Source organism: Vibrio sp. S17_S38 (assembly GCF_014694375.1).
GTDB lineage: Bacteria > Pseudomonadota > Gammaproteobacteria > Enterobacterales > Vibrionaceae > Vibrio.
The window spans coordinates 76,491-88,721 of the sequence record NZ_JAAUWW010000017.1 but is presented as its reverse complement, the minus strand read 5'-3'; the positions used below and the strand labels follow the sequence as shown (position 1 = coordinate 88,721).

At 39.8% G+C, this 12,231-nt stretch carries 10 protein-coding genes; 5 read left to right on the top strand and 5 right to left on the bottom strand.

The window, feature by feature from the left end; all coding sequences use genetic code 11:
• Positions 1–372: 372 nt before the first annotated feature.
• Entirely contained in the window at positions 373–1,368 is a 996-nt protein-coding gene (gene gntR / locus HC725_RS13325; RefSeq protein WP_190332311.1) for a gluconate operon transcriptional repressor GntR, read from the top strand.
• 81 nt (positions 1,369–1,449) lie between these two features.
• On the opposite strand, the gene gntU is transcribed toward gntR, so the two are convergent.
• Positions 1,450–2,793, bottom strand: coding sequence for a gluconate transporter (gene gntU, locus HC725_RS13320; protein WP_190332310.1), 1,344 nt, complete (start codon positions 2,791–2,793; stop codon positions 1,450–1,452).
• A 136-nt stretch (positions 2,794–2,929) separates the two neighbouring features.
• Between gntU and HC725_RS13315 the strand changes: the two genes are divergently transcribed.
• The 4 genes from HC725_RS13315 to HC725_RS13300 all read left to right on the top strand — a co-directional run bounded on the left by HC725_RS13315 (position 2,930) and on the right by HC725_RS13300 (position 8,552).
• The gene (locus HC725_RS13315) at positions 2,930–3,478 is read left to right on the top strand and encodes a gluconokinase (RefSeq protein WP_190332309.1); all 549 of its coding nucleotides are present in this window, start codon (positions 2,930–2,932) and stop codon (positions 3,476–3,478) included.
• Between the two features lie 17 nt (positions 3,479–3,495).
• Positions 3,496–5,286, top strand: a complete 1,791-nt coding sequence (edd, locus tag HC725_RS13310; RefSeq protein ID WP_190332308.1) for a phosphogluconate dehydratase — start codon at positions 3,496–3,498, stop codon at positions 5,284–5,286.
• 312 nt (positions 5,287–5,598) lie between these two features.
• Complete coding sequence (gene ascF, locus HC725_RS13305; protein WP_190332307.1) at positions 5,599–7,071, top strand: PTS cellobiose/arbutin/salicin transporter subunit IIBC; 1,473 nt, start codon at positions 5,599–5,601, stop codon at positions 7,069–7,071.
• A 50-nt stretch (positions 7,072–7,121) separates the two neighbouring features.
• Positions 7,122–8,552 (top strand): 6-phospho-beta-glucosidase, encoded by a 1,431-nt coding sequence (locus HC725_RS13300; RefSeq protein ID WP_190332306.1) that lies wholly within the window; start codon positions 7,122–7,124, stop codon positions 8,550–8,552.
• Between the two features lie 116 nt (positions 8,553–8,668).
• On the opposite strand, the gene HC725_RS13295 is transcribed toward HC725_RS13300, so the two are convergent.
• The 4 genes from HC725_RS13295 to HC725_RS13280 are packed head-to-tail and all read right to left on the bottom strand — an operon-like array spanning position 8,669 to position 12,193.
• Entirely contained in the window at positions 8,669–9,400 is a 732-nt protein-coding gene (locus HC725_RS13295; protein ID WP_190332305.1) for a BON domain-containing protein, read from the bottom strand.
• Between the two features lie 5 nt (positions 9,401–9,405).
• Positions 9,406–9,996 carry a phosphoheptose isomerase gene (locus HC725_RS13290; protein WP_190332304.1) on the bottom strand — a complete coding sequence of 197 codons (591 nt, stop codon included), beginning with the start codon at positions 9,994–9,996 and terminating at the stop codon, positions 9,406–9,408.
• A 3-nt stretch (positions 9,997–9,999) separates the two neighbouring features.
• Entirely contained in the window at positions 10,000–10,389 is a 390-nt protein-coding gene (locus HC725_RS13285; protein WP_190332303.1) for a YraN family protein, read from the bottom strand.
• The gene (locus HC725_RS13280; protein WP_190332302.1) at positions 10,355–12,193 is read right to left on the bottom strand and encodes a penicillin-binding protein activator; all 1,839 of its coding nucleotides are present in this window, start codon (positions 12,191–12,193) and stop codon (positions 10,355–10,357) included. Before HC725_RS13280 ends, HC725_RS13285 begins: the two co-directional genes overlap by 35 nt.
• Positions 12,194–12,231: the final 38 nt, after the last annotated feature.

Below are 12,231 nucleotides of genomic sequence, written 5' to 3'. Positions count from 1 at the left end.
GTTAACATAATCACCATCCAGTTTTGTTAAAACTGAATGATACCAAGTGGATCAATTTTCAATTGGTGTTAGTGGATCATTTTTGCACTGGTGGTGACAATTAGTATGACACTTTATTTTTTATCCTAAGATTAAGCCCCTTGTATAATGGGGCTTAAGATTATTTTAGTATGAAACTTTATTCTACTCTCACAATATTTTTTAAGTGATATTCCTCTGTGTTTAATGGCAGTGAAGTCGCCCGACTCACTGCCAATTTTAAGTAATAACATTGTTTAATACCCAATCTCCATATTGTTTCTTTAGTAATAGCTCTTATTTTTAAATTCCCCTATGATGTTACAAGTAACATTTTAATGGATTTAATTATTTATGAAGAAACGACGTCCCAATTTACAAGATATTGCAGATGAAGTCGGAGTAACAAAAATGACGGTAAGCCGTTGTTTGCGTGACTCTTCTAAAGTCTCATCCACTACTTATCAAAAAATTATGGAAGTGATTGATAGGCTTGGCTATATCCCGAATAAAGCGCCTGAATTGCTTTCTAATTCTAAAAGTCGTTCTCTTGGGGTGCTTGTTCCATCCTTAACCAACCATGTTTTTGCTGAAGTGATCAGAGGGATCGAAAATATAACGGAAGCTCATGGCTATCAAACCATGCTAGCGCATTATGGTTATAGTCAAGAGATCGAAGAAGAGCGCATATCGAATTTACTCGCTTATCATGTTGATGGTTTGATTTTATCAGAGAGTCAGCATAGTGAGAGAACGCTTAAAATGATCGAAACTTCTGGGGTACCAGTTGTTGAGATTATGGATTTGAATGCGGATCCTATTTTAAAATCGGTCGGCTTTGATAATGAAAAAGCGGGTTATGAAATGACAAGTTTAATGGTTGAGCGTGGCTGTAAACAAATTGTGTATTTGGGTGCAAGGCTGGATGAGCGTACAAAATTAAAGCTTGCTGGATATAATCGTGCAATGACGGATAAACAATTACTGTCAACGAATGTTTTGACCGATAAGTCTTCTTCTTTCAGTTTAGGCGCTGAATTACTCAATAAAGCATTGGCGATGTATCCAAGCTTAGATGGAGTATTTTGTACTAATGATGATTTAGCGATAGGGGCTCTATTTGAGTGCCAACGCCTTGGTATTAAAGTGCCTCAAGATATTTCTATCGCTGGATTTCATGGGCATGATGTGGGGCAAGCGATGGAGCCTAAACTTGCGAGTGTAATTACACCAAGGTTTGAGATTGGACAAGAAGCGGCGAAACAGTTATTAGAAAGTATTAAACAAGACTCAAATACTAAGCAATCTCTTGATTTAGGTTTTACTCTATTCTCTGGTGGAACAATTTAGTCTGATATAAAAATGTTTATTTTCATATCAGACTAAAGCTGCATCATTTAAAAGCCCTCTCTTAGAGAAGGCTAATTAATGCTATAGGAAAAGAGATATTACTATGGCGACAACTGCACCAGTTGTACCAATTATCGTTTCCATCATGGTCCATGTTTTTAAAGTTTCAACTTCACTTAGCCCTAAGAATCGATTGGCTAACCAGAAACCAGAATCATTAACATGAGATAGCACGATTGAACCGCCGCCAATTGCGATTGTTACCGCTGCGAGTTGCGCGCCTGACAGGGCTAGTGGTTCAAGCATAGGAATTATTAGTCCGCAGGCCGTTAACATTGCGACTGTCGCAGAACCTTGAATTACACGTACCGCTGCTGCCAATATGAAAGCTAAAACAACGATAGGTAAACCTGATCCAGCTAAGTAATTACCTAATGCTTCACCGACACCTGAATCAATCAGTACTTGCTTAAATACACCACCTGCACCAGTAACTAATATGATGATCCCCGCAGGCTGTAGCGCACTACTACAGATCTCCATGATTTTTTCATTAGAGACACCTCGCTTGACACCAAGAACATAAAATGTCGTTAAACAAGCAACAATAATTGCAGTGAAAGGGTGCCCAATAAACTCTAACCAACCGTGTAAATTAGATTCAGGGTCGATAAAACGAGCAACAATAGTTTTTAGTCCAATCATTAATAAGGGTAATGCAATCAGAGAAATTGCAAGTTTGAAGCTTGGAATGCCGTTGCCTTCACGACCGACGCCATCATCTTGAGCGTGCTTAGGAAGTGGTACATCAACGTGCTTGGCAATAAAACTACCCCAAATTGGTCCACCTAAGATCATGGCTGGAATAGAAGCCATTAATCCAAATAAAATCATATAGCCAAAATCAGCATTTAGTTGAGATGCCACTAAGATCGGCCCAGGCGCTGGGATCAAGAATGCTTGGCAAGTTGCGATACCAGCTAACAGCGCGATACCTATTTTCACTACACTACCACCACCTTTTCTGACAACAGCGAAAGCAATGCCAATTAATAAGACAACAGCCACATCAAAAAATAAAGGAAGTGCGCAGATAAACCCGGTAAAGGTCATTGCCCAGTTCGAGTTTTTTTCTCCGAATCGATGTAATAGGGTATGAGCTATTTGGTCTAATGCGCCCGTTTCTTCCATTACCTTTCCAAACATCGCCCCTAGAGCCACCACTACCGCGATGAAACCTAAAGTGCCGCCCATACCTTTTTGAATCGTGCCTGCGATATCTGCCGGATTCATTCCCGAAAATAAGCCAGCAACCATTGAAACCAAGATAAGTGAGACTACAGCATGCAGCCGTACTTTCATGACTAAAAATAGCAAAAGGACGATAGATCCTGCCGCAGTGAGTATTAAAGACAAGTCTGACATTTTTAAACCTCTTATAATTATTTATTTGCTGAACTTCACATTATCAAAAGTTACGGGTAACATGTTACCCGTAACTTGATACGCTAGGCACTATAAATTTGTAGGAATATCTAAAAGTCTGATAGAGGTCAAATAAATGAAAACAATCGGCAAAGTTCTTCTTGTTATGGGAGTGTCAAGTACAGGTAAATCCAGTATTGGCCAAGCCCTTGCCACTGCATTAAATGCCAAATTCATTGATGGCGATGACCTTCACCCTAAAGCTAACATTTTAAAAATGTCATCGGGTCATGCACTTAATGATGATGACCGTTCGCCTTGGCTTGAGCGTATTCGGGATGCAGCATTCAGCGTTGAACAAAAAAATGAAGTGGCAGTTATTGTCTGCTCGGCTTTAAAGAAAAAATATCGAGATCAAATAAGAGAAGGCAATCAGAATGTTGTCTTTTTACATTTATATGGTGACTTTGAATTAGTAAAAGAAAGAATGCAGGATCGTAGAGGACACTTTATGCCGGTTGATCTTTTGCAAAATCAGTTTGATACGTTAGAAATGCCAACTGCTGATGAACCTAATATGCTTGAGATCAGCATTGATGGCGACTTTGATACCGTTTTAAATCGTTGCATTAACAATGTCGCTTTACATGAATCAGCGACTGTAATCGATAGTGTTACCGTCTAGGTTAAAGGATAAAAACCATGAACAATATTATTTTAGAAGTCACAAACCGGATCTTAGAGCGTAGCGCAGTAACTAGACATAAGTACTTAACTCAAGTTCAATCTTATATTAAACAAGGCAAAGGTCGGAAGCATTTATCTTGTGGCAATATGGCGCACACTGCTGCGGCATGTGGAGGAACAAGTAGTCGTCTATTAGATTTAACCACGATGAATGTTGGTATTATTACTGCCTACAACGATATGCTGAGTGCGCATCAACCGTATCAAAATTATCCTGATTTATTGAAACAGACTCTATCTAATATTGGTCATAGTGCTCAAGTCGCAGGTGGCGTACCGGCTATGTGTGATGGCGTAACCCAAGGGCAAGATGGTATGGATTTGTCGCTATTTTCTCGGGATTTAATTGCCCAAGCGACAGCGATTGGTTTAAGCCATAATACTTTTGATGCCACCCTTTTACTGGGGGTGTGCGATAAAATAGCGCCAGGGCAAATTATAGGGGCGTTAGCATTTGGCCATTTACCGACAGCTTTTGTTCCTTCAGGCCCAATGTCCACTGGGATCTCTAATGATGAAAAAGTACAAGTTAGACAGCAATACGCCGCGGGTAATTTAGGTAAAGATGCGCTTCAAGAAATGGAAAGTAGCGCTTACCACTCTCCTGGTACGTGTACTTTTTATGGTACAGCCAATACCAATCAACTTGTTTTTGAAGCAATGGGGCTAATGTTACCAGGTTCTGCTTTTGTTCCACCAACAAGCCCATTACGTCAGCATTTAACAGAGTTGACCGCAAAACAAATTATTCGAGTCTCAAATTCTGCCTCTCAAGATTTTCGTCCTATCGGTAAAGTGATTGATGAGAAAGCTTTAGTGAATGGCCTCGTGGCTTTATTAGCTTCTGGCGGAAGTACTAACCATACCATTCACATGATAGCGATTGCGAAAGCCGCAGGGTTCATCTTAACTTGGGATGACTTTGATGCGTTGTCTGATGTGGTACCTCAATTGACCAAAATGTATCCTAATGGCCCGGCTGATATTAATGCCTATGAAGCGGCTGGTGGTGGACCTACCTTTATGCGCCGTTTAAATCAACTGGGCTTATTGCACATGGACGCTACACCTATTTATGGCACGATGGAGGATTACCTAACTCGTCCTGAGCTCATTGATGGAGGAGTGCGATTTACTATGGCTAATGCCAGTGCAGATCCTGCGGTGATTGCAATGGATGATTCGGTATTTTCAAAGCAAGGTGGCTTGAAAGTTCTGGATGGCAATATTGGACGAGGTGTTATCAAGATCAGTGCTGTTGCGATAGAAAACCGTTATATCAAAGCTCCAGTTCAAATCTTCTCATCTCAACATGATGTGGAAAAAGCCTATCAATTAGGAGAGTTAAATCGAGATGTGATCATTGTGGTTCGTCATAATGGTCCAGGTGCGAATGGAATGCCTGAGCTGCATAAATTGATGCCAATTTTAGGTAATTTAATGAAGTTGGGCTATAAAACTGCATTAGTGACGGATGGTCGATTATCGGGTGCTTCGGGTAAAGTTCCAGCCGCTATTCATATCACTCCTGAGTCGTCTAAAGGCGGACCTCTAGCAAGGTTGATAGATGGTGACATGATGACCTTGGATGCAGAAAAAGGGGCTTTATTTACTGACGCTGAATTAGAAGGGCGTCCGTTAGACCTCAATCTTAATACTCAAGATCAACTCGGCATGGGAAGGGAGTTATTTCGTCTGTTTAGAGATAACGTATCAAGTGCAGAAACGGGTGCCAGTATTTTATAGTTTCCGTTGGACGAAAGTTTTATCTTTAATCTGAACCATTTCATTTATTTTAATTTTAGTCGCGATAAATTGGGCCTTTGTTATGTAAGGCCCAATTGACTGACTGAGTAAAAAACCATCATTACTAAGCATCTCTAAGTATTTATCTTTAACTCCTCCTCGATTACTGATAGAGATCTCGTTTCTATTAATTGATCTCAAGTATCACTTTAATTTATGTAAGTTACGGGTAACATATTATGCGTAACTATTGTGGGTTAATTGAATTTATCTACCTATTTAGCATGTGTAGTGCGTATTGGAGAAAGAGTAATGATAAAGGACTATCAAGCGGTGGCGAAAAAAATCGTTGAGCAATTAGGCGGGGCCAGTAACGTTGTGGCGCTTACGCATTGCATGACTCGCCTACGTTTTGTTTTAAATGATAAAACCATAATTAATATTGAAAAGTTAAAGCAAATCAATGGCGTTATGGGCATTGTTGATAATGGCGATAAGGTACAAGTCATCATTGGCAATGAAGTTTCGGCTGCCTACAAATCTGTAATGGAATTATGCAATTTAAGTGGTACTTCATCATCGATTGAGACCCCTAAAGAAAAATTAACACCTAAAGTGATTGGTGCCAAAATCCTTGATGCCTTAGTAGGAACCATGTCTCCGTTGATTCCGGCTATTATTGGTGCATCAATGGTGAAATTATTAGTGATGGTTTTAGGAATGACTGGGGTATTTGAAGAAAATGCGCCGACAATGATAATCTTGAAAGCCATTGGTGACGGTGCATTTTTCTTCCTTCCTGTCATGGTTGCTGCGTCGGCATCGATTAAGTTTAAAACGAATATGTCTCTGTCTATTGCGATAGCTGGCGTATTAATACATCCGAGTTTTATTGAATTAATGGCTCAGGCTGCAAAAGGCAATGCAGTTGATTTGTTTGGAATTCCTATCACTTCTGTGAAATATACCTATACCGTTATTCCGGTGTTGGTTATGACGTGGACTTTATCTTATATCGAGCGTTGGGTTGATAGTATTACGCCTGCCGTAACCAAAAACTTTCTTAAACCAATGCTGATAGTGCTTATCGCCGCACCTATTGCTATTACCCTTATTGGACCTGTCGGGATTTGGATCGGAACGGCAATATCAAGTTTAGTTTATACCATTCACGGTACATTAGGCTGGCTCTCGGTTGCTATTATGGGGGCTTTATGGCCGCTACTTGTAATGACTGGAATGCATCGAGTTTTTACTCCAACCATTATTCAAACTATTGCTGAAGTGGGCAAGGAAGGTATGGTAATGCCTTCGGAGATTGGTGCAAATTTAGGCATGGGCGGTGCTTGTTTAGCCGTGGCTTGGAAAACTAAAAACTCAGCATTAAGACAAACATCATTGGCCGCTGGAGCTTCTGCCATTTTTGCAGGAATATCAGAGCCTGCATTATATGGTGTGTTAATTCGACTTAAACGCCCATTAATTGCCACTATGATCACGGGATTTGTCGTCGGTGGGCTTGCTGGTGCGATGGGACTCGCGAGTCACTCAATGGCTGCACCAAGTTTATTCACAAGTGTTCAGTTCTTTGATGTCAATAACCCGATGAGTATCGTCTGGGTGTTTGGATTGATAGCATTAGCGATTATCTTGTCGTTTATCTTAACCTTAGTATTAGGCTTTGAAGATATTCCCGAAAGTAATTCAGATGATGATGAATCAATAGAAGATGAGACTTTGATTACATCAGAAAATAATCCGTCAGCTAAACCTATAAATGTGTAGTTAAACGCATTACCACCTGTTTGGTGGCAGTGCGTTTTGGGAGAATACTTATGAGCGATACTCAATTTCCAAATGACTTCTTATGGGGCGGCGCTATTGCCGCTAACCAAGCTGAAGGTGGATATATAAGTGATGGCAAAGGTCTAACAACGGTAGATATGATCCCTTATGGTGAGAATAGAATGCCGATTAAGTTAGGACTTGTTGAAGAGGTATCTTTAGATGAAGATCAGTTTTATCCAAGTCATGGAGCGATAGATTTTTATCATAGATATAAAGACGATATTGCACTTCTGGCTGAAATGGGCTTTAAGGTTTTTCGTATGTCCATTGCTTGGAGTCGTATTTACCCTAACGGTGATGATAGTCAGCCAAATCAAGCAGGTATTGATTTTTACCGGGATGTTTTTAAAGAATGTAAAAAATACGGCATTGAGCCTTTGGTGACATTATGTCATTTTGATGTGCCTATGAATCTTGTTAATCAATATGGTTCATGGCGCAATCGAAAAATGATTTCATTCTTTGAGAGATATGCCCGGACTTGCTTTGAACACTTTGATGGCTTGGTCAAGTACTGGTTAACCTTTAATGAAATCAATATCTTATTGCATAGCCCTTTCTCTGGTGCTGGTCTTTTATTTCAGGAAGGTGAAAATAAAGAGCAGATCAAATATCAAGCCGCACATCATGAGTTAGTTGCCAGCGCATTAGTGACCAAATTAGCGCATGAAATAAACCCTGAGAATCAAGTTGGGTGCATGTTAGCTGGAGGGAATTTTTATCCTTACTCTTGCAAGCCTGACGATGTATTTACTGCGATGGAAAAAGATCGAGAAAACCTATTTTTTATCGATGTTCAATCTCGGGGCTATTACCCATCCTATGCCCAAAAAGTATTTAAACAAAAAAATATCACACTTGATATTCAAGACGGTGACGCCGAGATCTTAAAGCACACCGTGGATTTCATTTCATTTAGTTATTATGCCTCACGCTGTGCATCCGCTGATATGAACGATAATAATACGAGTGAAGCTAATGTGGTTAAGTCGATCAAAAATCCGCATCTTCCCTCGAGCGAATGGGGATGGACTATCGATCCATTAGGACTACGTATCACAATGAATACACTCTACGATCGTTATCAAAAACCATTGTTTCTAGTTGAGAATGGTTTAGGTGCTAAAGATGAATTAACGGCGACAGGTGAAGTGATTGATGATTATCGTATTGATTACCTTAAGCTGCATATACGTGCGATGAAAGAGGCTATCGACGATGGTGTCCCATTGCTTGGTTATACTTCTTGGGGCTGTATTGATCTCGTTGCGGCTTCGACTGGGGAAATGAGCAAACGATACGGCTTTATTTATGTTGATCGTGATGATTTAGGTAATGGCACATTGAACCGAATTCCGAAAAAATCGTTTTATTGGTATAAAAAAGTCATTGAATCTAATGGTGCACTTTTAGATTAAAGCTCTATTTTAAATTTATAGAATGATGATTAGAATGTAAAACAGCCCCAATTGGGGCCGTTTTCATTTGATGACTTCACCAAGTGCAATGACATCATATTTAAATATTATACTGATTAATTCACATCGCTTTCGTCTATTAGTAGAGGGTTCGGTTCTTCTATTATTTCACTAGAGTTATCCGTGACTTCTGTTGAACCATTGGCGCTGTCATCTTGTGTTGCGCTGTTATTTACCGGTTTGTTAGTTACATTTGATGGCGATGTATCTACAGCATTCATCGTATTAGTAGTACTTTGATTACTTATATTTGTGTCTGGCGATGTATCAGTAAAAGCTTTTACTACTTTCTTTACTCCGGCAACCTTGCCAGCAATACTAGCGGCAATTTCAGCTTCTTCAGGAGGAACAGAGCCAATTAAAAAGACTTCGTTATTTTCAGTTACTACTTTGATGGTGTAATTGTCGAGTTTATCTTCCGATAAAATGGCACTTTTCACCTTGGTGGTTAGCCATACGTCTTTACTTATTTGATCGAAGCTGATTAGAGGCCTAACGCGAATTTGATTGTAGGTTTTCTTCACGCCAGGCAAGGTTTGCACATAGCTCTCAACATTTTGTTTGGTTTCTTCATCAGTCGCTTGACCAATTAAGATCACAGCACCGTTATTTACTTCAGATGTAACTCGAATTTTTCCAGAGAATTGTGGCGAGTGATTTAGAGCATCGACATTAGAATTAATGCTCTTTTCTTGCCATTGTCGTTGATTTTCTTTATCGCTTTGAAATTGAGCACAACCATTTAAGACAAATAGAAATGTGATAAGAATGAGAATATTTTTTTTCACTAAGATTACCCCTCGTGAGATGGAAAAATTACTTGGTCAATTAAATCGCACAAGCAATGTAAAGTGAGCATATGAACTTCATGGATGCGAGCGGTTCTGTGAGATGGGATCCGAATTTCAACATCTGATTCGCCTAGTAAACCAGCCATCTCGCCACCATCTTTTCCCGTGAATGCAATAATGGTCATATCTCGTGTAACCGCGGCTTCAACCGCTTTTATGACATTACCGCTATTTCCACTGGTTGAAATGGCAATTAGAACATCACCAGGTTGACCAAAGGCGCGTACCTGCCTAGAGAAAACTTCTTCATAGTGGTAATCATTGGCGATGGCTGTTTGTGAAATATTGTCGGCAGTAAGTGCAATTGCGGGCAAGCTTGGACGCTCAGTTTCAAAACGATTGAGCAAACAGGATACAAACTGTTGAGCATTAGCTGCTGAACCACCATTACCACAACAAAGGATTTTGTTGCCATTGAGCAGGCTACTCACCATTGCTTGTGCTGCATGTGTTATCGCATCTGGGAGCGATTCTGCCGCTGCTATTTGAATTTGAATGCTTTCTTTAAAGCTGTCGCTAATGCTATCTAGCATCATTTATCCTTGGGTAATGGCGTTTTTTATCCAGTTAATGTCTTGGCCTTGCTGATGCATAGCGATGACATCAAAACGAAATTGAGTCGTTTCTGCTGATAATCTTTGTTGCTGTAACCAGATCATAGCGGTTTTTATTAGCTTTTGGCTCTTTGCGTAAGTGACCATTTCAGCGGCGTTGCCATAATGGTTATGCTTACGATATTTCACTTCAACGAAGACGAAAGTGTGACCATCTTTCATTATTAGGTCAATCTCGCCGAGCCGAGTATTAAAATTGGCGGCAACAAAAAGATAACCTTGGCGGGTTAAGTACTCCCTAGCCAAGGTTTCGTAATGTGATCCAACTTCTCGTGTGTTATTGGTTGTTTTCGTTTGACTGAAAAGCTTCATGTTCAGCCCAGCTTAACTCACGTTGTAGCACACCGTTATTATCAATGCTTAATTTTCCTGTCTCGCCTTCTAAGCGATAGCCCGGAACGACTTTCATGGTTGGAAGGGCATGGATTAAATTATAAGAATCCATTCCTAAAGCATGAAGACGTTTTTCGGTGTTACTGCTGTTTGGCCACAACTGTTCATATTCTTTGGCAGAACTAACATTTGGATTGACCAACATTGGAATGTCACTATAAACGATGCCAGAAACATCTTGATATTGACGAGCTTTTCCATTGTTACTTAATGAATTTGAAAATAGCTTAGGTGGTTTTGCATCTGGATTGATCGCAACTTCGATAAAGGGCTTGATCAACGTTAATTGAGAGCGTGAAGCGGCAATGTAAACCGAGTCAATATCACGGCGACTACGAGCTTCGGTTTCAAGGTCCATATAAGCTATTTGCTTGATCTGATTAATACGGACTTGGCTATCGGTTAACCCAAAAGCTTTATTTACATTGGCTTGTAATTCAGCACGATCACCAAAGGATTGAGATGCGGTTGGTGTATTACTGTATTTTGCCCAAGCGCTATTAAAGGCATCGGTAATACGCTCACCTAATGTTCCTTTTGGTGCTAATACCAATGGATATTTAAAGCCATTTTCAAAAAGATGCTTGGCTGCCTGAGCCGCTTCTTGTTCTGGTGATAAAGTGAGATAGCAAACTTGTAGACCTTCCTCAACTTTCTCCGGGAAATTAAGTGCAAGCATTGGAAGCTTGTCATTATTGATATCTTGCAGTTTATCTACGTTGTCTTTGATTAATGGGCCAACGATAAAATCAATATGATCGGTTTGCATTTGTTGATAAATGTCAGCCATATCCTTTATTGATGTATCGTATACCGTCATCTTAAATTCAGGATCGCGTTTTTGATCGTTGGTCATCGCATGAATGAAACCATCACGGATTAGTTTCGCAGGCTTCTCATATTTGCCACCTAACGGAAGTAATAACGCAACGTTTTTAGGGATAACAATACTGAGATCTAAAATCGCTTGTACATCTGCAGGCGTGTCTAACACGATGGCTTGGGTTGGATTTTCATCAAACCACTGTTGTAGTTTTTCTTGTAGTTTTGTTGGCGAATTCATTTGTGTTTTCATTGCAATGGCAACAAATAACCAACCTTGAAGCTCAACTTCATTATTTTGCAGTTTTAATTTTACAATGTCTTCATTTGAATACTGATTCAAATTCAACCAAATTCGTTGATTAATCAGTGAGACTTCTGCTGGGATTTGATCCGCAATCGGTTGAGCATTTTTTAATGCAATTAATTCACGGTCGGCATTAAAGAAGTCACCCATTGATTCAAACCATTGTGCCCGTAATTGGTGATAACGAACCCATTGGCTAGTGGCAAGTTGCCATTGTGGTTTGAAATTTAAGTTTTTCAATGCCGCTTCTTGGCTGTCTGTATTCGCTAAAATTTGCGCACGGGCGATTTGCCATTCGGCTTGCTGCATATCATTTAGGGGTAATTTACCTAAACGAGTAACTAGCTGTTTGCCTTGGTCATAGTTTTTTTCAACTACGCTGGCTTTTAAAGCCATGATGAGCAAATCAGTTTGATTGGCTACATTTTTAGCTCCAGCTTCAGTTAAGTAAGTTTTTGAACTTTCACTTGGTGCGGAAGTAATATCCACTTTTCCATCATTTGGGTGAGAAGAACACGCCGCTAGAACGAACATCAATACAATTGAAGTCAATAAGCGTGGTACACTGAGGCTCTTGTGATTCATAATTTTCATGCGTTCTTATTCTTAGTCAGTAAGATAATCATGTGAAG